Annotated in this window: 31 protein-coding genes and 4 tRNA genes; 18 read left to right on the top strand and 17 right to left on the bottom strand. The window is 40.6% G+C overall.

Annotated features, from left to right (window positions below; genetic code table 11):
* The first annotated feature begins 13 nt into the window (after positions 1–13).
* The 9 genes from rplD to rpsQ are packed head-to-tail and all read left to right on the top strand — an operon-like array spanning position 14 to position 3997.
* Complete coding sequence (gene rplD / locus L5B76_RS09580) at positions 14–616, top strand: 50S ribosomal protein L4 (protein WP_265755221.1); 603 nt, start codon at positions 14–16, stop codon at positions 614–616.
* Positions 613–915: a 50S ribosomal protein L23 gene (gene rplW / locus L5B76_RS09575; protein ID WP_035687397.1), complete on the top strand. Its 303-nt coding sequence runs from the start codon at positions 613–615 to the stop codon at positions 913–915. The genes rplD and rplW overlap by 4 nt, the downstream gene beginning before the upstream one ends.
* Before the next feature lie 21 nt (positions 916–936).
* Entirely contained in the window at positions 937–1758 is an 822-nt protein-coding gene (gene rplB, locus L5B76_RS09570) for a 50S ribosomal protein L2 (RefSeq protein ID WP_103853556.1), read from the top strand.
* Positions 1759–1786: 28 nt separating this feature from the next.
* The gene (gene rpsS / locus L5B76_RS09565) at positions 1787–2062 is read left to right on the top strand and encodes a 30S ribosomal protein S19 (protein WP_005539416.1); all 276 of its coding nucleotides are present in this window, start codon (positions 1787–1789) and stop codon (positions 2060–2062) included.
* Between the two features lie 10 nt (positions 2063–2072).
* Positions 2073–2405, top strand: coding sequence for a 50S ribosomal protein L22 (gene rplV / locus L5B76_RS09560; RefSeq protein ID WP_017805227.1), 333 nt, complete (start codon positions 2073–2075; stop codon positions 2403–2405).
* Between the two features lie 18 nt (positions 2406–2423).
* Positions 2424–3128: a 30S ribosomal protein S3 gene (rpsC, locus tag L5B76_RS09555; protein WP_250351401.1), complete on the top strand. Its 705-nt coding sequence runs from the start codon at positions 2424–2426 to the stop codon at positions 3126–3128.
* 13 nt (positions 3129–3141) lie between these two features.
* Positions 3142–3552 carry a 50S ribosomal protein L16 gene (gene rplP, locus L5B76_RS09550; RefSeq protein ID WP_103853558.1) on the top strand — a complete coding sequence of 137 codons (411 nt, stop codon included), beginning with the start codon at positions 3142–3144 and terminating at the stop codon, positions 3550–3552.
* A complete protein-coding gene (gene rpmC / locus L5B76_RS09545; protein ID WP_017805230.1) occupies positions 3552–3743 on the top strand; it encodes a 50S ribosomal protein L29 in 192 nt (63 codons plus the stop codon). The genes rplP and rpmC overlap by 1 nt, the downstream gene beginning before the upstream one ends.
* Entirely contained in the window at positions 3743–3997 is a 255-nt protein-coding gene (rpsQ, locus tag L5B76_RS09540) for a 30S ribosomal protein S17 (protein ID WP_103853559.1), read from the top strand. The genes rpmC and rpsQ overlap by 1 nt, the downstream gene beginning before the upstream one ends.
* A 381-nt stretch (positions 3998–4378) precedes the next feature.
* Here rpsQ and L5B76_RS09535 read toward each other — a convergent pair.
* Both L5B76_RS09535 and gltX read right to left on the bottom strand, forming a co-directional pair.
* Positions 4379–4454 (bottom strand) — tRNA-Ala (locus tag L5B76_RS09535).
* A 94-nt stretch (positions 4455–4548) separates the two neighbouring features.
* Positions 4549–5991: a glutamate--tRNA ligase gene (gene gltX, locus L5B76_RS09530; protein WP_265755220.1), complete on the bottom strand. Its 1443-nt coding sequence runs from the start codon at positions 5989–5991 to the stop codon at positions 4549–4551.
* Between the two features lie 176 nt (positions 5992–6167).
* Here gltX and L5B76_RS09525 point away from each other — a divergent pair.
* The 3 genes from L5B76_RS09525 (at position 6168) to L5B76_RS09515 (ending at position 6502) form a co-directional block, all read left to right on the top strand.
* A tRNA-Val gene (locus L5B76_RS09525) sits at positions 6168–6243 on the top strand.
* A gap of 39 nt (positions 6244–6282) precedes the next feature.
* Positions 6283–6358 (top strand) — tRNA-Val (locus L5B76_RS09520).
* Between the two features lie 68 nt (positions 6359–6426).
* Positions 6427–6502, top strand: a tRNA-Val gene (locus tag L5B76_RS09515).
* A gap of 166 nt (positions 6503–6668) precedes the next feature.
* Here the strand turns inward: L5B76_RS09515 and L5B76_RS09510 are convergent.
* The 9 genes from L5B76_RS09510 to L5B76_RS09470 form a co-directional block, all read right to left on the bottom strand.
* Positions 6669–7814 carry an N-acetylneuraminate epimerase gene (locus L5B76_RS09510; protein WP_194750454.1) on the bottom strand — a complete coding sequence of 382 codons (1146 nt, stop codon included), beginning with the start codon at positions 7812–7814 and terminating at the stop codon, positions 6669–6671.
* Between the two features lie 53 nt (positions 7815–7867).
* On the bottom strand, positions 7868–8851 hold the full coding sequence (locus L5B76_RS09505) for a sialic acid TRAP transporter substrate-binding protein SiaP (RefSeq protein WP_265755219.1): 984 nt from the start codon (positions 8849–8851) through the stop codon (positions 7868–7870).
* Between the two features lie 337 nt (positions 8852–9188).
* Complete coding sequence (gene glyS / locus L5B76_RS09500; RefSeq protein WP_265755217.1) at positions 9189–11252, bottom strand: glycine--tRNA ligase subunit beta; 2064 nt, start codon at positions 11250–11252, stop codon at positions 9189–9191.
* A gap of 461 nt (positions 11253–11713) precedes the next feature.
* Entirely contained in the window at positions 11714–12097 is a 384-nt protein-coding gene (locus tag L5B76_RS09495) for an endonuclease domain-containing protein (protein ID WP_265755216.1), read from the bottom strand.
* Positions 12098–12116: 19 nt separating this feature from the next.
* On the bottom strand, positions 12117–12539 hold the full coding sequence (locus L5B76_RS09490; RefSeq protein WP_265755215.1) for a hypothetical protein: 423 nt from the start codon (positions 12537–12539) through the stop codon (positions 12117–12119).
* A 31-nt stretch (positions 12540–12570) separates the two neighbouring features.
* Positions 12571–13608: a PDDEXK nuclease domain-containing protein gene (locus tag L5B76_RS09485; protein WP_265755214.1), complete on the bottom strand. Its 1038-nt coding sequence runs from the start codon at positions 13606–13608 to the stop codon at positions 12571–12573.
* Positions 13609–13647: 39 nt separating this feature from the next.
* On the bottom strand, positions 13648–13911 hold the full coding sequence (locus L5B76_RS09480) for a hypothetical protein (protein WP_265755554.1): 264 nt from the start codon (positions 13909–13911) through the stop codon (positions 13648–13650).
* Between the two features lie 29 nt (positions 13912–13940).
* On the bottom strand, positions 13941–14849 hold the full coding sequence (gene glyQ, locus L5B76_RS09475; RefSeq protein WP_103853915.1) for a glycine--tRNA ligase subunit alpha: 909 nt from the start codon (positions 14847–14849) through the stop codon (positions 13941–13943).
* Positions 14850–14911: 62 nt separating this feature from the next.
* Complete coding sequence (locus tag L5B76_RS09470) at positions 14912–15283, bottom strand: hypothetical protein (protein WP_265755553.1); 372 nt, start codon at positions 15281–15283, stop codon at positions 14912–14914.
* Positions 15284–15439: 156 nt separating this feature from the next.
* On the opposite strand from L5B76_RS09470, the gene L5B76_RS09465 reads away from it, so the two are divergent.
* The 4 genes from L5B76_RS09465 (at position 15440) to metK (ending at position 18361) form a co-directional block, all read left to right on the top strand.
* Entirely contained in the window at positions 15440–16042 is a 603-nt protein-coding gene (locus L5B76_RS09465) for a beta-phosphoglucomutase family hydrolase (RefSeq protein ID WP_265755213.1), read from the top strand.
* Positions 16043–16651 (top strand): sugar O-acetyltransferase, encoded by a 609-nt coding sequence (locus tag L5B76_RS09460; protein ID WP_265755212.1) that lies wholly within the window; start codon positions 16043–16045, stop codon positions 16649–16651.
* On the top strand, positions 16644–17105 hold the full coding sequence (locus L5B76_RS09455) for a YqaA family protein (protein WP_265755211.1): 462 nt from the start codon (positions 16644–16646) through the stop codon (positions 17103–17105). Before L5B76_RS09460 ends, L5B76_RS09455 begins: the two co-directional genes overlap by 8 nt.
* Positions 17106–17206: 101 nt before the next feature.
* The gene (metK, locus tag L5B76_RS09450; RefSeq protein ID WP_115248588.1) at positions 17207–18361 is read left to right on the top strand and encodes a methionine adenosyltransferase; all 1155 of its coding nucleotides are present in this window, start codon (positions 17207–17209) and stop codon (positions 18359–18361) included.
* 66 nt (positions 18362–18427) lie between these two features.
* Here the strand turns inward: metK and L5B76_RS09445 are convergent, their stop codons facing one another.
* Positions 18428–18757, bottom strand: coding sequence for a hypothetical protein (locus L5B76_RS09445; RefSeq protein WP_265755210.1), 330 nt, complete (start codon positions 18755–18757; stop codon positions 18428–18430).
* A 1-nt stretch (position 18758) separates the two neighbouring features.
* Complete coding sequence (locus L5B76_RS09440; protein ID WP_115248586.1) at positions 18759–19049, bottom strand: hypothetical protein; 291 nt, start codon at positions 19047–19049, stop codon at positions 18759–18761.
* A gap of 123 nt (positions 19050–19172) precedes the next feature.
* Between L5B76_RS09440 and L5B76_RS09435 the strand changes: the two genes are divergently transcribed.
* Both L5B76_RS09435 and L5B76_RS09430 read left to right on the top strand, forming a co-directional pair.
* Entirely contained in the window at positions 19173–19703 is a 531-nt protein-coding gene (locus L5B76_RS09435) for a SprT family zinc-dependent metalloprotease (protein ID WP_265755209.1), read from the top strand.
* A 27-nt stretch (positions 19704–19730) separates the two neighbouring features.
* Positions 19731–20273, top strand: a complete 543-nt coding sequence (locus L5B76_RS09430) for an opacity family porin (RefSeq protein WP_265755207.1) — start codon at positions 19731–19733, stop codon at positions 20271–20273.
* Positions 20274–20338: 65 nt separating this feature from the next.
* On the opposite strand, the gene mutM is transcribed toward L5B76_RS09430, so the two are convergent.
* From mutM to radC, 4 genes are all read right to left on the bottom strand, one after another.
* The gene (mutM, locus tag L5B76_RS09425) at positions 20339–21154 is read right to left on the bottom strand and encodes a bifunctional DNA-formamidopyrimidine glycosylase/DNA-(apurinic or apyrimidinic site) lyase (RefSeq protein WP_126371495.1); all 816 of its coding nucleotides are present in this window, start codon (positions 21152–21154) and stop codon (positions 20339–20341) included.
* Between the two features lie 150 nt (positions 21155–21304).
* Positions 21305–21475 (bottom strand): 50S ribosomal protein L33, encoded by a 171-nt coding sequence (rpmG, locus tag L5B76_RS09420; RefSeq protein WP_005542835.1) that lies wholly within the window; start codon positions 21473–21475, stop codon positions 21305–21307.
* 11 nt (positions 21476–21486) lie between these two features.
* Positions 21487–21723, bottom strand: coding sequence for a 50S ribosomal protein L28 (gene rpmB / locus L5B76_RS09415; protein WP_011608297.1), 237 nt, complete (start codon positions 21721–21723; stop codon positions 21487–21489).
* 226 nt (positions 21724–21949) lie between these two features.
* On the bottom strand, positions 21950–22606 hold the full coding sequence (radC, locus tag L5B76_RS09410) for a RadC family protein (protein WP_265755206.1): 657 nt from the start codon (positions 22604–22606) through the stop codon (positions 21950–21952).
* Positions 22607–22697: the final 91 nt, after the last annotated feature.

Below are 22697 nucleotides of genomic sequence, written 5' to 3'. Positions count from 1 at the left end.
CTAGGAGATAGAGATGGAATTACAAGTTGTAGGTGCAAACGCACTAACTGTTTCTGAAACTACCTTCGGACGTGAGTTTAATGAAGCATTGATCCACCAAGTAGTTGTTGCTTATGCAGCAGGTGCTCGTCAAGGTTCACGTGCACAAAAAACTCGTGCTGAAGTGTCTGGTTCAGGTAAAAAACCTTGGCGTCAAAAAGGTACTGGTCGCGCTCGTGCTGGTGATATTAAATCGCCAATTTGGCGTTCTGGTGGTGTAACTTTTGCAGCGAAGCCACAAGATCACAGCCAAAAAGTGAACAAAAAAATGTACCGTGGTGCAATCAAAAGCATTCTATCTGAGCTTGTTCGTCAAGATCGTTTAGTTGTAGTTGAAAAATTCGAAATTGATGCGCCAAAAACAAAAGCCTTAGTTCAAAAATTAAAAGATATGGCGTTAACTGACGCGCTTATCATCACTGCAAGTTTAGATGAGAATTTATTCTTAGCTGCACGTAACTTATATAAAATTGATGTACGTGATGTGCAAGGTATTGATCCAGTCAGTTTAATCGCTTTTGATAAAGTGGTTGTAACTGTTGATGCAGTGAAACAAATTGAGGAGATGTTAGCATGATTCAACAAGAACGTTTGCTAAAAGTGTTAAAAGCACCTCACGTCTCTGAGAAAGCAACAAATAACGCTGAGAAGTCAAACACCATCGTTTTCAAAGTCGCTTTAGATGCCAACAAAGCAGAAATTGCAAAAGCTGTTGCTGAATTATTTGAAGTGAAAGTAGATTCTGTTCGTACTGTTGTCGTTAAAGGTAAAACTAAACGTCGAGGTACTAAGATGGGACATCGCAGTGACTGGAAAAAAGCTTATGTAACTCTTCAAGAAGGTCAATCACTTGACTTCGTTGAAGGTGCAGAGTAATTACGGAGGAGAAAGAAATAAATGGCTATCGTAAAATGTAAGCCGACCTCCGCTGGTCGTCGTCACGTTGTTAAAATCGTAAACCCTGAATTACATAAAGGGAAACCTTACGCACCATTATTAGATAGCAAATCTAAAACAGGTGGTCGTAATAATTTAGGACGTATTACTACTCGCCATATCGGTGGTGGTCATAAACAACATTACCGTTTAATCGATTTCAAACGTAACAAGTTAGATATCCCAGCGGTTGTTGAGCGTCTTGAATATGATCCAAATCGTTCTGCAAATATTGCTTTAGTGCTTTATAAAGATGGTGAACGCCGTTATATCTTAGCACCTAAAGGTTTAAGCGCAGGCGATCAAATCCAAGCAGGTGTAAACGCTCCAATTAAAGTTGGTAACTCATTACCAATGCGTAATATCCCTGTTGGTTCAACTGTACATAACGTTGAATTAAAACCAGGTAAAGGTGGACAACTTGCACGTTCTGCTGGTGCTTATGTACAAATTATTGCGCGTGAAGGTAACTATGTTACTTTACGTCTTCGCTCAGGTGAAATGCGTAAAGTATTAGCTGAATGTTCTGCAACCATTGGTGAAGTGGGCAATTCAGAGCATATGCTTCGCGTTCTTGGTAAAGCTGGTGCTAACCGCTGGAGAGGCGTTCGCCCAACAGTTCGTGGTACCGCAATGAACCCTGTTGATCACCCTCACGGTGGTGGTGAAGGTCGTAACTTCGGTAAACACCCAGTTACTCCTTGGGGCGTTCAAACCAAAGGTAAGAAAACTCGCCATAACAAACGTACTGATAAATACATCGTACGTCGTCGTGGTAAATAATTTTTTAATCAATTAAAGAGGATAAGCCATGCCACGTTCTCTCAAGAAAGGTCCTTTCCTTGACCTACACTTGTTGAAGAAGGTAGAGAAGGCGGTGGAAAGCGGGGATAAAAAACCAATTAAAACTTGGTCCCGTCGTTCAATGATCATTCCTTCAATGATCGGATTGACCATCGCAGTCCATAATGGTCGTCAGCACGTTCCAGTTTATGTATCGGACGAAATGATTGGTCATAAACTCGGTGAATTTGCACCGACTCGTACTTACCGCGGACACGCTGCGGATAAGAAAGCTAAGAAGTAAGGGGTAAAAGATGGAAACTATAGCTAAACATCGTTACGCTCGCACTTCAGCGCAAAAAGCTCGCTTAGTTGCGGATTTAATCCGTGGCAAAAAAGTAGATCAAGCGTTAGAAATTTTAACTTTCACTAACAAAAAAGCGGCATCGCTAGTTAAGAAAGTGCTTGAGTCTGCAATCGCTAATGCTGAGCATAATGATGGTGCAGATATCGATGATCTTAAAGTGACTAAGATTTTCGTAGATGAAGGTCCTAGTATGAAACGTGTTATGCCACGTGCTAAAGGTCGTGCAGATCGTATTTTAAAACGTACAAGCCACATCACAGTGGTTGTGTCAGATCGTTAATTTAGTAGAGGAATAGCAATGGGTCAAAAAGTCCATCCAAATGGTATTCGCCTAGGTATTGTTAAGCCTTGGAGCTCTACTTGGTTTGCGAATACACAAGATTTCGCATCTAACTTAGATGGCGATTTCAAAGTGCGTCAATTCTTAAATAAAGAATTAGCGAATGCTTCCGTTTCACGCATCACTATTGAGCGTCCAGCGAAAAGTATTCGTGTAACAATTCACACAGCTCGTCCAGGTATCGTAATCGGTAAAAAAGGCGAAGATGTTGAAAAATTACGTAACGCTGTTGCGGCAATCGCAGGTGTTCCAGCACAAATCAACATCGCTGAAGTGAAAAAACCTGAATTAGATGCAAAATTAGTTGCTGATAGCATCGCTTCACAACTTGAACGCCGTGTAATGTTCCGCCGTGCAATGAAACGTGCAGTACAAAACGCAATGCGTTTAGGTGCTAAAGGTATCAAAGTTGAAGTAAGCGGTCGTTTAGGTGGTGCAGAGATTGCTCGTTCAGAGTGGTATCGTGAAGGTCGTGTGCCATTACATACACTACGTGCGGACATCGATTATAACACTGCTGAAGCACACACTACATACGGCGTAATCGGCGTTAAAGTGTGGATCTTCAAAGGTGAAATTCTTGGTGGAATGGCTGCAATTGCACAACAACCAGAACAACAACCTACCACGCCTAAAAAGCCACGTGGTAAAGGTCGTAAGTAAGGAGAATTGCTAAATGTTGCAACCAAAACGTACAAAATTCCGTAAAGTCCAAAAAGGTCGTAACCGTGGAATTGCAGGTGGTACAGAAGTTAGCTTCGGTACCTTCGGTTTGAAAGCAGTTGGCCGTGGTCGTTTAACAGCTCGCCAAATTGAGGCAGCACGTCGTGCGATGACTCGTGCGATTAAACGTCAAGGTAAAATCTGGATCCGTGTTTTTCCAGATAAACCAATTACTGAAAAACCATTAGAAGTCCGTATGGGTAAAGGTAAAGGTAACGTTGAATACTGGGTAGCTTTAATCCAGCCGGGTAAAGTACTTTATGAAATGGATGGTGTGTCTGAAGAATTAGCAAGAAACGCATTTGCACTTGCAGCAGCGAAATTGCCAATCAAGACCACATTCGTAACTAAAACGGTGATGTAATGAAAGCTCAAGAACTACGTACAAAAACTGTTGAAGAGCTGAATGCTGAATTGGTTAACTTGTTAGGTGAGCAATTCAAATTGCGTATGCAAGCAGCCACCGGTCAGCTTCAACAAACCCATCAGTTAAAACAAGTGCGTCGCAGTATTGCACAAGTGAAAACTGTATTAACCGAGAAGGCGGGTGAGTAATGACTGATAATATTCGTACCGTGCAAGGTCGTGTAATTAGCGACAAAATGGATAAATCATTCACAGTTGCTATCGAACGCAAAGTGAAACACCCACTTTATGGTAAATTTATCCGCCGCACAACAAAATTACACGTGCACGATGAAAACAACGAAGCGAAATTAGGTGATGTAGTAGAAGTTCGCGAATGTCGCCCAATTTCAAAAACTAAGTCTTGGACTTTAGTTCGCGTTGTAGAAAAAGCAGTAATCTAATTTATTAGTTATCGCTTTAAATAAAACAATAGCCAATGGTGTATGCCATTGGCTTTTTTGTTATAGAAGGCTCGTATAGCTGATAATAAGATTTGCAGAGGCTACAAGCGAATATAAAGTTTGATTTGAAAGATTTTGTTTAAGAGAAATAGAGTGGGGTTTTGCAGGATAAAAACCAAGGTTTTACTTTCATTCCAAAGTTATAGCCCAAATAGGCCGTTACACGGAATTTGGAATGAGATTACTTGGATTGATGGAGCGGAACAATCTGCTCAGCATTTAGTCATGCTGACAATGTTAAACTTTATGGCACAAAATTCGCACAACACTAGATATAAAAAATCTCATCAATTATTAAGTAACTGATGAGATTAGTAAATCTGGTGGAGATAATCGGGATCGAACCGACGACCTCTTGAATGCCATTCAAGCGCTCTCCCAACTGAGCTATATCCCCGTAAATATGTCGCTTATAATAATTAGCGGAATGAACGCTGTCAATATTAAATTCACTGCATTCATTCGCTAGCTTAAATATTAAGCGCTTTATATTAGGCGTTTTGTGCCTTGATGAAATCAATGGCTTTTTGAATGCGGGCGAGGGAGCGATCGCGTCCGATGCCAACTAGGGTTACGTCCATTGATGGAGATTGCCCTGCGCCTGTTACGGCAACACGCAATGGCATTCCTATTTTACCCATTCCTACACCGAGTTCTTCCGCCGTTTGTTCAATAGCTTGGTGAATTGGCTCAGCTGTCCACTGAGAAAGTGCGGTCAATTTTTCTTTAACTTTTTCAAGTGCTGCAACCGCGCCAGATTTAAAGTGTTTTTTCACCGCACTTTCGTCAAAATGATCAAAATCTTCAAAGAAGTAACGGCTTGCAGCTGCCATTTCTTTTAAAGTCTTACAGCGCTCACCAAGCATTACAACAATCTCACTTAATGCTGGCCCATTGCTGGTATCAATGCCTTGGTGCTGATAATGCCAGGCAAGGTGTTTAGCCACATATTCAGGCGGTAATTCGCGAATATAATGATGGTTTAACCATAACAATTTTTCTGTGTTAAATGCGCTGGCAGATTTGCTTACCTGAGTTAATTCAAAGAGCTTGATCATTTCTTCTACGGAGAAAATCTCTTGGTCGCCGTGCCCCCAGCCTAAACGTACTAAATAGTTGAGCAACGCTTCAGGAAGAAAGCCATCATCGCGATATTGCATTACGCTCACTGCACCGTGGCGTTTAGACAATTTCTGTCCGTCATCACCTAGGATCATTGAAACGTGTGCATAAATCGGAATTGGCGCATTTAACGCTTTCAAAATATTAATTTGACGTGGGGTATTATTGATATGATCTTCGCCGCGTACAACGTGTGTAATGCCCATATCCCAGTCGTCAATCACTACGCAGAAGTTATATGTTGGTGAACCATCAGTGCGGCGGATAATTAAATCATCAAGCTCACTGTTGCTGATCTCAATGCGTCCACGCACGGCATCATCAAATACTACCGAACCTTCTTGTGGGTTTTTGAAACGTACAACGTGAGGAGCGTCCGGATTTTCAGGCGCATGATGTAAGCAATAGCCATCATAACGTGGTTTTTCTTTATTTTTTTCTTGCTCGTTGCGTAAATTTTCTAAACGCTCTTTGGAACAATAACAACGATAAGCCAAGCCCTGCTCGAGCATTTGATCGATCACTTCATTATAACGGTCAAAACGTTTCGTTTGGTAATAAGGGCCGTGATCCCAAGCTAAGTTAAGCCATTCCATTCCTTCCAAAATCGCTTGCGTGGCTTCTGGTGTAGAACGTTCTAAATCAGTATCTTCAATGCGTAATACAAATTCACCTTGGTTATGTTTTGCAAATAGCCAAGAATATAATGCGGTTCTTGCACCGCCAACGTGTAAATAGCCTGTTGGGCTAGGCGCAAAGCGAGTACGAACTTTCACGGACGGATCTAAATTAAATAGCGGTTCTGCTTTCATTTTATTTATAACCTTTGTTTACAGTAAAATTAAATCGGCGGTATTGTACTATGAGTTCGTCTAATTCACGATAAAAAAAGCAAGTTTATGTTTATTTTTACAACACTTAAACAAAAATATGCAAAAACTTATTGACTGTGTTTTGAGAACACTTATAATGCCAACCCACAACACAAGGGCGATTAGCTCAGTTGGGAGAGCACCTCCCTTACAAGGAGGGGGTCACTGGTTCGAGACCGGTATCGCCCACCACTTTTTTAAGGACTTGTGTTGTAACGCTTAAACTAACGTGGGCGATTAGCTCAGTTGGGAGAGCACCTCCCTTACAAGGAGGGGGTCACTGGTTCGAGACCGGTATCGCCCACCACGCTAGTTTAAGTTCCCAGTTTAACTTTTTACAAAGTTAAATCCGATAGCTAGAAATAGCATTCTGTCGGGCGATTAGCTCAGTTGGGAGAGCACCTCCCTTACAAGGAGGGGGTCACTGGTTCGAGACCGGTATCGCCCACCACTTTTTTCTTATCACTTTATTCAAATTCAAATAATTTTAATCTATAAGTTTTTGTCTATTATCACGCATAATGAGATATAGCGTTGATTTTCATAAACAAAAAAGGCTGATCCCAATATCATATTGAAATCAACCTTTGTATCAAGTGTTATGAAGCGTTACTTAGTTATTCAATAACTAATTTTTTGCCATCATAACTCATTGTTTGAACCGAGGTAAGGGCTTTTCCTCCTTGGCCTTCACCGCCGATTAGTAACACTTTATTATCGTAGCTTACACCCACACCATAACCGATAGGTTCAGGTAAGTTACCGATAATTTTCCAAGTGCCTTTTTTGGCATTTAGTGCATAAACATCACTATGCCAAGTTTTTTTCAACCCACCAGTGCGGTGTGCATCGTTAATACCATTTTTATAGTTGGTTCTTGCACCAGGGAAGTTTGCACCACCAGTTACAATATAGTTACCATTGGTATAACCACCCATTGCACCCGCAATACCTTCTTGTAGTTTTTGACCTTTCGGTGCAGGTAAATCACCTAATTTTTTCCAAGTGATACCATTTTTACCGATTGTACCAAGTTCCGTGGTTTGGGTACGCAATCCTGCTTTTACTTCACCATTTACAACAAGAAGTTTGTTATCCTTAATTGCTACAGCTGCCCCTGCTCGTCCTGAGTATGGGAAGATGCCTTCGTTACGCCAAGTATTGGTGGCAGGCTCATAGCTGACAATTTCTGGTGAGAAGAAGAAATCCTGTACGCGTAAATTGAAATAAGGATCAAAAATGGCTTTTTCTTTGTCTTTATCGCCTCCAGCGGCTGCGATGTCTTGGAAAAGTCCGTTCCAAATTTCTTGGTTAATTCCGCCTACAAAATAAATTTTACCATTCGTTTCTGCCACACTTGCCCCCACAGCTGAACGTGGTGAACGAGTTTGCAATTTTGTCCAAGTGTTTGTTTCTGGATCATAGCGATAAGCATCATTGATGACTTGATTTTTCGCTACATCAGTATCTTGGAAACCGCCAAACACATAGAGTTTACCATCTACGCCAGCAGAAACAGGCTGATTACGTTTTCCACCAGGGAAAGCAGGCAATTCTTGCCATTTAGCATCTTTCTCTTTTAAGTTAAGAGAATAGAATTTATCTCCACCCGTTCCTAAACCTACATAAACGGTATCGCCAATTAATGCCCCTGTTCCGCTTTTAATCCCTACAGGCAAATCAGGGTATTGGCTTGCTTGTGCAGCAAAGGCTGTCATTGCAATGGCAGCAAATAATGCACTGTGTAATGCTGTTTTTTTCATATTGACCTCTTGTCGTTAAGGTTATTGCTTAATAGATTGAGCAAGCAAACCGCTTATTTAGCTAACTCAGAGATTTCTTCTACAGCTTGTTTTCCAACTTCACCATTCTTTTTCAAGTATTCATCGTAGTATGGTTGTAACGCTGCTTTGAACGGTGCAAGATCAGGTTTTGTTACCGTTACGCCTTTTTCTTGGAAGAAGGCAATCAACTCGCTTTCACCATCAACGAATAATTTAGTGTGATAATCTGCTGCTTTAAGTGCGGCTTCTTTTACCACCGTTTTTAAATCATCTGGCAATTCATCAAGGGTTTCATTACTGATCAAATAAAGTTGGTCATTTAAAATGTGGTTGGTTAACGCTAAGTATTTTTGTACTTCATAGAATTTTTGCGCTTGAATGGTTGGTAATGGGTTTTCTTGGCCATCTACCGCATTGGTTTGTAACGCAAGATACACTTCAGAGAACGCCATTGGTGTTGGGGTTGCGCCTACATATTTAGCGAAAGCAAGGTTAGTCGCCGCATTTGGCACACGAAGTTTCAAGCCTTTCATATCTGCAATGCTGTTAATTGGACGGTTTGACGTGGTTTGACGAGTCCCGTTATAACCGATAGAAAGCACGCTCACACCTAACTCTTTATTGATTTTAGCGAATAAGTTTTTACCAAAGTTGGTTTCTAACACAGCTTTTTTCGCCACATCAAAATCTTTTAACATATAAGGCAGGGCAAATACTTCCGCTTCTGGATAGAAAATTTGGAAACGGGCAGATTCTGCAAGGGTGAAGTCTAATGCACCATCTTTAAGCTGTTTTAACATTACGCGGTCATCACCAAGCTGAGCGCTCGGGAAAATGGCAATTTCAATTTTACCCTGAGATTTATCTTTCACTTCTTTCGCGAAAAACTCAACCGCTTTATATTCGTTTGAGCTTGTTCCCGCAACCATACCGAATTTTAAATCATAATCTGCGGCAAAAACGGAAGTAGATAAACCCACGCATAATGTCGCAAGAGCAAGTTTTGTTAATTTCATTGCAATTCTCCTATTCTTTATTAGCACAATAAAATAATGTATTGACGTTGGATTACCCTTATCAATGCCCATATCATAAATGAAGTAAAATTTCATTACTGAGAGCTATATCACAAATTTGAAAAAAGATAACAAAAAATCATCAATAATCTTTTTCTATTGAAAATACTAGGCTTTTTGCAAGTGAATAAAAATATACAAATGAAATAACACTCCATTTGTTAGTAGATATTTTTTTATCGAAAGATAAAGGGGAAAAAGTGCGGTATTTTTTAGAAAAATTTACAAAAAAAAGCCCCGCACTTTGCAGAACAGGGCTAAGGTTTAAAAAGAAAAACTATTGCAATAAGGAAATATCCGCCACTTGTAAGAATAATCCTTGCAGCGTTTTCAGAATGGCTAAACGATTTTGACGAAGTTGTGGATCTTCGGCGTTCACCATCACTTTCTCAAAGAAATTATCCACCGGTTGACGTAAGTTGGCGAGCTTATCCAACACTGCCACATAGTCCCCTTTAGCAATCAGAGGCTGCACTTCACTTTGTAACGCTAGCACACTTTCCGCCAAGGCTTTTTCTTCAGGCTCGACACAACGATCTAAATGGATCTCGCCAATCTCACCTTCTGCTTTGGCTAAAATATTGCTTACACGCTTATTCGCAGCGGCTAAGGCTTCTGCTGCGTCAAGGGTACGGAAATGTGCCACTGCACGCACTCGTGCATCAAAATCAGCTGGGCGAGTAGGGCGGCGAGCCAGCACCGCTTGAATAACATCTACCGCAATGCCTTCTTCTTGATACCACGCACGGAAGCGGCCAAGCATAAAGTCCACTACATCATCAACCACATTGCTGTTCGTTAATTTATCGCCAAAAAGTGCGGTGGATTTTTTCACTAAATCCGTTAAATCAAGCGGTAATTTTTTCTCTACGATAATACGCAACACACCTAATGCGGCACGGCGTAAGGCAAACGGATCTTTATCCCCTTTCGGGTGCTGACCAATGCCAAAAATCCCAGTCAAGGTGTCTAATTTATCCGCCAATGCCACTGCACAAGCCACAAGAGAATGTGGAAGCTCATCACCGGCAAAACGCGGCATATATTGCTCATTTAACGCCACCGCCACTTCTTCATCTTCACCATCGTGGCGTGCATAGTGCATACCCATCACGCCTTGCGTGTCAGTAAATTCAAACACCATATTGGTCATTAAATCACATTTTGATAACAAGCCTGCGCGCTCTGCTTTCGCCACATCCGCCCCAATTTGTGCCGCAATTTCACCACTGAGTTTTTCAATACGCTCTGTTTTATCAAACAAGGTACCAAGTTGTTGTTGGAACAAGACGGTTTTTAAGCGTGGAAGATTGTCTTCCAAACGCTGTTTTAAATCGGTTTTGAAGAAGAACTCCGCGTCCGTTAAGCGTGGGCGTACCACTTTTTCGTTTCCTTCAATAATCGCCGTGGGATCTTGCGGATTAATATTGGATACGAAAATAAAGTGCGGTAATAATTTTCCGTTTTTATCGTAAATCGGGAAATATTTTTGATCGCCTTTCATTGTGTAAACCAAGGCTTCCGCAGGCACAGCAAGGAAACGCTCTTCAAATTTCGCGGTTAGCACATTTGGAAACTCCACCAATGCGGTAACTTCATCAAGCAGACTTTCTTCAATATCCGCCACACCACCAAGTGCGGTGGCTTTTTGTTGAGAATTTTCCAAAATAATCGCTTTACGGCGTTCAAAATCCGCGATCACGCTACCTTTTTTCTCCAAAATCTCAGGATATTGATCCGCATTATCAATGCTAAATTCTTGCTCGCCTAAGAAACGGTGTCCACGAATGGTTTTACCACTGGCTACGCCAAGAATTTCACCTTCGATCAGCTCATCACCAAATAATAGGGTTACGGTATGTACAGGGCGCACAAATTGCTCGCTTTTATCACCCCAACGCATTGTTTTTGGAATTGGCAATTTCGCCAGGGCATTGCTGATAATACCAAGTAGAAGATTTTTGGTCGGCTGCCCCTCAATCACCGCACGATGAACCAGCCATTCGCCTTTATCGGTAACTAAACGCTCCGCCTGATCCACGCTAATGCCACAACCACGCGCCCAGCCTTCCGCTGCTTTGGTTGGCTTACCTTCCGCATCAAACGCCGCCGCAACCGCAGGCCCACGTTTTTCCACTTCTTTGCTTGGCTGCGCCTCCGCCAGCCCCAACACTTTCACCGCTAAACGGCGTGGGGTGGCAAACCATTCTACTTTATCAAATGCCAAGCCCGCTTGATTTAATTCATTTTCTACATTCTCCGCAAACGCGGTTGCTAATTTCTTGAGTGCCTTTGGTGGCAACTCTTCTGTGCCGATCTCGGCGAGGAAGTTTTTTGTCATTTTGGTTTTCTCTTTTTAAATATATCTGGTATGGGACAAATCTCCCCTAACCCCTCTTTACTAAAGAGGGGGATTTTTCTTTAGTAAAAAAGATTAAGTGAGTTTTCACTATTCCTTTAATAATTATAGCAAGATAAATTTTGCTATGTACGTTAATCAATATTGTCAAATTTCCTCTAACCCCTCTTTGCTAAAGAGGGGGGATTTTTCTTTAGTAAAAAAGATTAAGAGCGTTTTTACTATTCCTTTAATAATTATAGCAAGATAAATTTTGCTATATGTATTAGTCAATATTTTCAAATCTCCCCTAGCCCCTCTTTGCTAAAGAGGGGAATTGTTCTTTAGCAAAAAATGCTTTATGAACTATTCTGCATTTAGGGTACTGTATATTCCAAGCTCCATTCTCATTATTCTAACTAATCAGTCCCCCTCTTTAGCAAAGAGGGGTTAGGGGAGATTTGTCAATCCTCAGAGCCACTAAGAGCGATTTGTACCTGCTCCAAAAATAAATAAATTTGTTCTACAACATCCTCAATCTCATAATAAATCTCATCATTACTAAACCGCATTACGGTAAAACCTAAAGATCCCAATTCATCATCTCGTAGCTGATCTTTTTCTTGGTATTCTGGCTCATAATGATGACTACCATCTAGTTCAATAACCAGTTTTGCCTTTGCACAATAAAAATCAACAATATAATTTAACAAAGGCTTTTGGCGATTAAATCGAAACCCCAATAATTGATCTCGATTAATCCTTTGCCATAATTTACGTTCAGCATCCGTCTGATCTGAACGCAATTTCTGTGAAAGCTCTTTTAAGCTTTTAGAGTAAGGTTGCATTTTATTTGAATATAGCTTGTTATTTCACTTTATATTCAGTCAATTTATTCGCAGGTTTCCATTCAACTTGTTGATATAATTTTGCGCAATCGCCTGGTTTTGTTTTATTTAAATAGCCACCAGTGCCAACAAGTTTACCTTTATAGAAAAAGCCAATCAAAAATTCATCATAAGGGCTAAGCGTGTTTTCTGCACCTGTTTTACACCATTGTAAAGCCTTGCCTTGGCCTTTGGTTTGCGAATGAATTGGACGACCTAAAAGTTTGATGGCGTATTGTTCACTTGAGCCTTTTTTCAACTTTGTCGCTTTTTCAATAGGTTGATAAGTTGCACCAACAGAAAGTACGATGTCTTTTGCTGAAGGGGCGTTGTTTCCTTCTGCTTGAGCTAACATTGGTACGACACAAAGTGCAGGCATAACAAATTTAATTAATTTTTTCATTTTTAAACTCTCTTATTACATTGAATATAATTTATTTAGCAAATTTATCTTTGGCGTTTTTTACTGCCAAATGTAATCGATGCTCTAGGACTTCTTTACTCGGTAATACCGTTAAATATTCTGCAATATGAATATCAGAATGTTTTAAATCTAATAATTCAACTTGCTCTTGCTTTTTAGATGTACACAAAATAATGCCTAAAGGTGGATTTTCTCCTTCTTCTTGTTCATATTTTGCTAACCACGCAAGATAAAGTTCCATTTGGCTTTTATGCGAATGTTTAAAGGCCTCCGTTTTCAGCTCGACAGCAATTAAACGTTTTAATTTCCGGTTATAGAAGAGCAAATCAATATAAAAATCATCATTATCAATTTGAATACGTTTTTGGCGGGCAATAAAAGTAAATCCGGCCCCTAACTCTAAAAGAAATTGTTCAATTTCTCTTAATATGGCATCTTCTAAATCTTTTTCTAAATAACGATCATTGAGTTCTAAAAAATCCAAAACATAGGGATCTTTTAATACCATTGATTGGTTATATTCGCCTTTTTCTCGCAAAATAGTTAATTCTTGCGTAATGGTTTCATCAGGTTTTTTAGAAAGTGCTGTCCGTTCAAAAAGTAATGAACCAATGCGAGATTCTAACGTCCGCGTACTCCAACGTTCTTGGGCTGCCATGGTGGCATAAAAATCTCGTTTTAGTGGATCATCAATATAAATTAATGCTTTGAAGTGCGTCCAACTTAATTTTCCACGCAGTGCGTGGACAATTTCTAGCTCACTAAATGTTTCTGCAAATTTAACACAGTAATTCAGATGAGATCGTCCCCAACCCTTACCAAACTGTTCCGTCAAACTTTTTGATAAATTTTTGATGATTTCCTTACCATATTCTGCCCGTTCATTTTGCAAAATATGCTGATTAATCCGCTGCCCGATATGCCAATAAAGTAAGGTCAGTTCTGCATTCACCGTTACAGCAACACGTTGCTTACTGGTTTTGATTAATTGACTAATTTCACCAACTAATTGGTGTTCATCAATTGCAACGTATTTTTCTTTTCCCATTTAATGCAAAACTCCTGCAAAACCTACCGCACTTTTTATTTATTTAAAAACGTCAGCCAATTTATCCACATCTAACACAAGGCTATCATTATTCAATAGCAAGGCTGGAATCCCAATGGATCCGCGCGCTTTCACCGCTTCAAACTCTGCACGGCTATCGCGCAAAGCGAGGAAGCGTTTGAGATTGCTTAATGATGATTGAATTTCTACTGGCTCATATTGCACGCCTAATTCTTGCAAGCGCGCCACAAAAGGCGCGGTATCAGGGCAGGTTTCGGCGAAAAATAAAACGGGTTTATCCATCATAAAAATTCCTAAATTTTTGACCGCACTTATTTTTTACACCCAGGGAAACCCAATGCTTCACGGCTCGCATAATAAGCTTCTGCGACACCTTTGGTTAAAGCGCGGATACGCAGAATGTAACGTTGGCGTTCGGTCACGGAGATGGCTTTGCGTGCATCGAGCAAGTTAAAGCTGTGCGCGGCTTTTAAAATACGTTCATAGGCAGGCAGTGGTAATGGTTTTTCTAGGGCTAATAACTCTTGTGCTTCTTTTTCATATTGCTCAAAGGCTTTGAATAAGAAATCAATATCGGCGTATTCAAAGTTGTAAGTAGATTGCTCTACTTCGTTTTGGTGGAACACATCGCCGTAGGTAGTTTTGCCGAGTGGGCCGTCTGACCAAACTAAGTCATACACGCTATCCACGCCTTGAATATACATCGCCAAGCGTTCTAAACCGTAGGTAACTTCGCCCGTAACCGGTTTACATTCTAAACCACCCACTTGTTGGAAATAGGTAAATTGGGTCACTTCCATACCATTTAGCCACACTTCCCAGCCTAAGCCCCACGCACCAAGGGTTGGATTTTCCCAGTTGTCTTCTACAAAACGAATATCGTGTTGTGTTGGGTCGAAGCCGAGCATTTTTAATGAGCCAAGATAAAGCTCTTGAATGTTATCTGGAGAAGGCTTGATCACCACTTGGAATTGATAATAATGTTGCAAGCGGTTTGGGTTTTCGCCATAACGCCCATCAGTTGGACGGCGTGAAGGTTGCACATAGGCAAACGCCATCGGCTCTGGCCCAATGGCACGCAATGCGGTCATTGGGTGGGACGTGCCTGCCCCTACTTCCATATCAAAAGGTTGCACAATGGTACAGCCTTGTTCTGCCCAGTAAGCTTGTAAGGCAAGGATCATTCCTTGGAAAGTTTTTACATTAAATTTTGTATCCATAAGTGTTCTGTTTTCATAAGTTAAAGAAATGCGCTCATTATACTGGATAATTGCGCAGAAAGTTAGCCTAAAATTTGTGGCTGAGCGAGAGAGAGCGAATAAATATTCGCCATAAAATGCGTTTGTTCACTATCAGGAATAGCAAGGGGAATAAGCTGCATTAGCTCGATATGACGCTGAAAAACTTGCGGAAAAACCACCGCACTTTGCATTTCAGCCAAAATTTCTTGGGCTAAAGGGTGGGCGACGTAACCGCGTTTAATTCGCCCTAACGCCATTGCAAAATGATTAAACAGCATAAAAACTTGCGGGCTTTCCACATCAGCGTGCCACTGTGTGTGCAAATGATCTCGGATATGCAACATCCATTGCACGATTTCTTCATCGATCAATTTTCGTTGTAATAAAAACGTTAATTGTTGTTGCAGCCTCATTGCCACCTCGACATCATTTTCAGGTTAGAAAGTGCGGTGATTTTTTGCGATAAATTTTATTTAAGCTTAACTTTACCGAAATCTCATCAAATAAAACAGTGCAGGGATCACAAATTTGTAGCAAAATACAGGAAATTTTAAAAAAGGTAGTAATGAATGACGAATTTGGAGTTTTTTGCCGATTATGACGGCTTAATTTTTGATATGGACGGCACGGTGATCGACACAATGCCAAGTCATAAAAAAGCGTGGGATAAAGTGGGCGAAACCTTAGGTTATCCTCTTGATGGCAACATTATTTATAAATTGGGTGGCGCGCCAGTGAAAGTGATTGCTGAACAAATGATGAAAAAAGCCGCAATGCCAATGGAATTGTTTGATGAAGTGATCCAGCTAAAACGCCAATATGGAATTGAATTAATTATGCAGCATTCCACCTTGTTGCCAGCGGCGCAGGTGGTGAAGAAATTTGCTGGACAAAAACCTTTGGCGCTGGGAACAGGCTCGCACCGCAATGTGACCAATTTATTGCTCGATAAATTTGATTTGCACGCCTATTTTGATGCCGTGGTTACCGCAGAAGATGTGGCAAAGCACAAGCCAGAACCCGATACATTTTTGCGTTGCGCGGAATTAATCAAAGTGAATCCACAACGTTGCGTGGTGTTTGAAGATGCGGATCTTGGTGTGCAAGCAGGCCTTGCTGCGGGTATGGATGTGTTTGATGTGCGTATCAATCAACTGATTAAGGGCAATTAAATGTTATCCAATAAGCAAAAAATGCTCGCAGGGCTGGCACATAAACCGAATGATCCCGAATTAGCGCAACTTCGCATTGAAAATAAAAAGCGCCTTTTTCAATACAATACGCAAATTTGCCCTTCTGAAACAGAAAAAAGAGCGGTGCTAATTCAGCAAATTTTAGGCAAATGCAAAAATGAACCCCATATTAACGCGCCGTTTTTTTGCGATTACGGCTGTTTTATTGAAGTGGGCGAAAACTTTTTTGCCAACTATAACTGCACAATGTTGGATAACGGTGGCATCACCATTGGCGATAATGTGATGCTTGCGCCAAATGTGAGCCTCTATACCGTAGGCCACCCCCTTGATGCGGAATTACGCAGCCAAGATTGGGAACAAGCGCTGCCGATTACCATTGGCAATAATGTGTGGATTGGGGGAAATGCCATTATCTTAGGTGGCGTAACCATCGGCGATAACGTGGTGATTGGCGCAGGTTCAGTGGTGAGCAAAGATATTCCTGCCAATAGCCTTGTGGTGGGCAATCCAGCCAAAGTGATTCGCCAAATTACCGAGCAAGATAGGCTTAATTACATCAACAAATATATGGCAGACTATGCTTGATTGGCTGACCGATGGGCTATTGGGATCGCAAAATAGCCTATGGCTAATGTTTAGCAGCGCCTTTCTTAGCGCCACGGTATTGCCCGGCAATTCGGAAATTATTTTCCTTTTTCTCACCGCACCTTTTATTGGTGCAATATTTTCTCACGATGTATTAAGCCTGATTGCGGTCGCTACCGCAGGCAACACCCTTGGTAGTATGACCACTTATGTCATTGGCCGTTGGTTTCCAAAATTAGAACAAAAAAATCCACAACGCAGCTGGGCATTGAACAACATTCAGCGCTATGGCATTTGGACATTATTATTAAGCTGGCTGCCCATTGTGGGCGATGCCTTTTGCGCAATGGCTGGCTGGTTACGCTTTAACTGGTTGAAATCAATGCTTTTAATCCTTATTGGCAAGCTATTACGCTATATTTTTCTTTATCAACTCAACACTTTTATTCATTAATACGGCAAAAATTAGCGCTTGCTTTCTAAACAAAAAAACGTATTATAGCCGTCTAGACGCAAAAACATCTAAACAAATTTATTTAAAACTAAAGGAAAGCTATGTCATCTTATTTATTTACTTCTGAATCAGTGTCAGAAGGGCACCCAGATAAAATTGCCGATCAGATTTCTGACGCGGTGTTAGACGAAATTTTAAAACAAGATCCGAAAGCCCGTGTGGCCTGTGAAACCTATGTCAAAACAGGTATGGCACTTGTGGGCGGTGAAATCACCACATCAGCTTGGGTGGACATTGAAAATCTTACCCGCCAAGTAATTTGTGATATTGGTTATAAGCACTCTGATATGGGCTTTGATGGCCATTCTTGTGCGGTGTTAAACGCCATTGGCAAACAATCTTCCGATATTAATCAAGGCGTGGATCGTGAAAGTCCGTTAGATCAAGGGGCAGGCGACCAAGGCATTATGTTTGGTTATGCCACCAATGAAACCGAAGTGTTAATGCCTGCGGCGATTACCTATGCACACCGCTTAATGGAACGCCAAGCGCAAGTGCGTAAAGACGGCACTTTGCCTTGGTTACGTCCAGATGCGAAAAGCCAAGTTACGCTAAAATATGAAAACGACAAAATTGTTGGCATTGATGCGGTGGTGCTTTCTACCCAACACGCGGAAGAAATCAGCCAAAATGCCTTGCACGAAGCGGTAATGGAAGAAATCATCAAGCCGGTGTTGCCAAGTGAATGGCTCGGCAAAGACACCAAATATTTTATTAATCCAACAGGCCGTTTTGTGATTGGTGGCCCGATGGGGGATTGCGGTTTAACAGGACGTAAAATTATCGTGGATACTTACGGCGGTGCAGCGCGTCACGGTGGTGGTGCATTCTCAGGTAAAGATCCATCAAAAGTAGATCGCTCAGCTGCCTATGCCGCACGCTATGTAGCGAAGAACATTGTTGCTGCAGGTTTAGCAGATCGTTGTGAAATTCAGCTTTCTTATGCCATCGGCGTGGCAGAGCCAACGTCTATTATGGTGGAAACTTTTGGCACGGGCAAAGTGAGCAATGAGTTGTTGGTGAATTTAGTGCGTGAATTTTTCGATTTACGCCCTTACGGCTTAATCAAAATGCTTGATCTGATTCAGCCAATCTACCGCCAAACCGCCGCTTACGGCCACTTCGGACGTGAACAATTCCCTTGGGAAAAAACCGACCGCGCCGCAGAATTAAGAGCGGCAGCTGGGTTGAAATAAATAAAAGTTAGTTTGGAAAAAAGCCATTTCAATCTGTTGCAATGGCTTTTTTATTGCCTAGATTGGCTAATAATACTGACGAATTTCTAGATCGGTTTTTTCAGATAAAATCTTTTCTATGGTTGTAAGGTGTGCTTTTTTGTTTCCCGTTAGCAAATCCGTTTTACCAAACTGAAATGCCTTAATCACAAAGTTCCCTTTTTCCGCATAAACAAAGATCACTACATTTTGTGGTTTTCGTTTAACAAAAAATTTCCTTGCCTGTTTACGCAGAAAAATAGTTTTGCGGATATTATCTGTTAGCTGCCTTTCAAGCTCTTTCTTGCTTCCTTCGTTTAAAATACGATGATAGACAAAGGAAATAAATCGGTTATGAAACTGCAAATTCGCTAACATTTTAATAACCTAATAATTTTGCCAAACTCTCGCCATTTCTCACTTTCTCACCAATTTTTAAGGCTTCATCTTGCGTTAATGAGGTAGTTAAATGCTGATTTTCAGGTTTATCAAAAAATGCTGTTGAACGCGCAATGATTTCTCGTTCTTCTGCGGTGAGATCTTCACCTGCGGCAAAAAAATCGTTTAGCATTTGTTCAAAGAATTCTTTTATCGTAATTTGATGAATTGAAGTATAAACCTTGATTTTATGCTTCATTTCTTCAGATGTGTCAAAATTTATTCTGCTCATTTTATCCCCCTTGATTTACACAATGACACAAATGATACTTTACTCATTTGTGTATGTAAAAATAAAATTGATCTTAGCTTTTTTACCCCCATATTGTAAAAAATTTAGTGATATTTTTTATTTATGTCAGACACTCATTCTTCATTACGTTTACTTAATATACAAATCCTTCGCCAGTTACGCCATTATTTGCAACTGGCGGAGCAACATTTTCAACGCACTTTTCCAATGCCAACAGTGAGTTACCAATTGCGCGGGGTAAAGGCTGGAGTGGCATATTTACAGAAAAATGAAATCCGTTTTAACCGCACTTTATTGTTGGAAAATCCTGACTATTTTTTGCAGCAAATTGTTCCGCACGAACTGGCCCATTTAATTGTTTATCAAGTGTTTGGGCGAGTAGCGCCGCACGGCAAAGAATGGAAAGCGGTGATGGAAAACATCTTCCAGCAACCTGCGGAAATTTACCACAATTTAGATGTTAAAAGTGTGCAGGGAAAAACCTTTACTTACCGCTGCGGTTGCCGCACTCACGATCTTAGCGTACGCCGCCATAACAAAGTGCAAAAGCAAAGTGCGGTGTATTTTTGTCGAGAATGTAAACAAGCATTAATTTATTTACCTGTAGCCAAAAATTATGCTACAATTGGTTGATTTTTATAACTTTTGTTGGAGAAGACAATGAAAAAACTATTAGCGGTAGCAATCGGTGCGTTAGCTATTTCAGCCACAGCCAATGCAAATTGGTATGTTCAAGGTGATGTACAACACTCAAAATTAAAATTCACTGAGTATTCAGCATTAAATAAAAACAAGGTGACACCTCGTCTTACTGTCGGTTATAAAGTAAATGATTGGCGTGTTGCTGTGGATACTTTCTATGCGAAAACTTCTGGCAATGTAGATACAAATGAGCATATCAGCGCAAAAATCTATGGCTTAGGTTTAGCAGCAATCTATGATTTCAATTTTAATTTACCAGTTAAACCTTACCTTGGTGCGCGTTTATCATTGAATGTTTTTGATGTTGAAAATACACAGCCAAACGCATTTGAAGACAAAAAACACACTAAATTTGGTTATGGTGCATTAGCGGGTATTTCTTATGATCTTACTCAAAACCTTGCTTTAGATACTGGTTTTGAATATAACCGTTTAGGTAACTGGGAAGATACCAAAGTAAATCAATATGGTGTAAAAGTAGGTCTTCGTTACGAGTTCTAATCATTGCCTAATAAGCAAATAAGACAGAATACCGCTCAAAAGAGCGGTATTTTTTTAGCATATTTTTATGCTTTTTTCTGGCATTTCGGGCAGAAAAAGCTATTACGTTGTCCGATGACTAAACTTTCAATTTTTGTCCCACACGTTGGACAAGGTTTATCTTTATTGCCGTAAACCCTTAATTCTTGAGCAAAATAGCCGGGGCGACCGTCAGGTTGTAAGAAGTCTTTCAAGGTTGTACCACCTTGCGCAATGGCGGTGGCAAGCACTTGTTTAATGGTTTGCACCAGCAATTCGCATTGAGCTTTAGTTAAGTTTTTGGCTAATTTTAGCGGATGTAAACCGCATAAGAAGAGCGTTTCATTGGCATAAATATTGCCCACGCCCACCACCACAGCATTATCCATTAAAAAGGTTTTAAGTGCGGTCTGTTTTTTACGAGATTTTTTGAACAAATATTCCCCAGTAAATTCTGCTGAAAGGGGTTCTGGGCCAAGTTTGGCAAAAAGATGAAAATCTGCCAGATTATCCGTCCAAAGCCACGCACCAAAACGGCGAGGATCGTTATAACGCAGCACCTTGCCATTATTCATCACAATATCTAAATGATCGTGTTTATCAATGGGGCTATCCTGTGGCACGACACGCAAAGATCCCGACATACCTAAATGCCCAATGATCGCACCTTTTTCCGTATGAATGATCAGATATTTGGCACGGCGGGAAAGATGACTCACTTTAACCTGCTTAAACTCACTTAATTGCGGGCTGATTTCCCAGCGTAATTTAGGATTACGCACTACGATTTTTTCAATGGTAAATCCTGTTAAATAAGGGGAAATCCCATTTTTAGTGGTTTCAACTTCAGGTAATTCAGGCATTTTTTCTCCGTGTAAATGATATAGTTCTAGTGAAAATCTCTCTGCGTTACGCTATAAATAGGGGCAATCAATAAAAATCCAAGAAAAGCGCCTATAAAAGACATAAAAAAACCCGAACAAGTCGGGTTTTTCTAATTCATCAAAGCTAAATTATTTGATTTTAGCTTCTTTGTAAATAACGTGTTTACGCACAACAGGATCAAATTTTTTGATCTCCATTTTTTCTGGCATATTACGTTTGTTTTTAGTTGTTGTGTAGAAATGACCGGTTTCAGCTGTTGAAACTAAACGGATTTTTTCACGAGCACCTTTAGCTGCCATTTTTTAGCTCCTTAGATTTTCTCGCCACGAGCACGGATTTCAGCTAACACTGCATCAATGCCTTTTTTATCAATAATACGCATACCTTTCGCCGTTAAGCGTAAAGTTACGAAACGTTTTTCAGACTCAACCCAGAAACGGTGAGTGTGTAAGTTAGGAAGAAAACGACGACGAGTCGCGTTCATTGCGTGTGAGCGGTTGTTACCAACTGCTGGACGCTTGCCTGTTACTTGACAGACTCTAGACATATTAATCTCCAATAAATCAAATATAAGCTCGAGCTTAGGGTTCGGATTACTGCAAACTAGGTTTGCAAGCCACCTCGTCAGGTCGCTGTAACCGACCCGCATACTATATTAAAGGTGGCAAATTATACTCACTTTATTTGCTATACTCAAGCCTAAATCACTTAATTAACGCAATAAATGACAAAAAAATCAGCAATTCCACCGCATCATTCTTGCTAAATGGCTATTATAGCCACCCTTTTTCACTAAAAGAAACATAACAGCCTTTGCCGATCACAAAATGATCTAGCACGCGAATTTCCACTAATTCTGCCACTTTTTGGATCTTTTCTGTGATGATCCGATCGGAATTGCTCGGCTCTGCAATGCCTGATGGGTGATTATGCGCCAAAATAATCGCCGCCGCATTACAAAAAAGTGCGCTTTTAACAATTTCTCTGGGATACACCGCGGCTGTGTTGATAGTACCTAAAAACATTTCTTCTTTTTTAATCAGGCGATGCTGATTATCTAAAAAAAGTACCAAAAAAACTTCCCGCTCTTTATGTTCTAGCTCCGTTTGCAAATATATTCTCACTAACTCAGGGCGAGTAAATGCCTGTGCCATTTCCAATTCTTGCAATAAATAACGCTTTGTCATTTCCGTGCTAGCTTGCAGCTGGATAAATTGTGTAATGCCTAAGCCTTTAACGTTGCAAAAGGCTTTTTGATCCGCACTAATTAATTGTCGCAACGATCCAAAATGATCAAGAACCACACGAGATAATTCCATTACAGAACAATTCTTGATTCCTGTGCGTAAAAAAATAGCTAATAATTCGCTATCATCAAGGGATTCAGCACCAAATTTTAACAATTTTTCTCGTGGCATTAAGGTAGTCATTTGGGTGATGACCTTATTTCTCTAATATTAAATTACCGATCTTTTTATCACGGGCAATGGCATTCTAATAGACTTGCTCACGACTTTTGCG

This window comes from Avibacterium sp. 21-594, from assembly GCF_026226815.1.
Taxonomy (GTDB): domain Bacteria; phylum Pseudomonadota; class Gammaproteobacteria; order Enterobacterales; family Pasteurellaceae; genus Avibacterium; species Avibacterium avium.
Note: the sequence above shows the minus strand (reverse complement) of the source record. Positions and strands in the feature narration are given on the sequence as shown.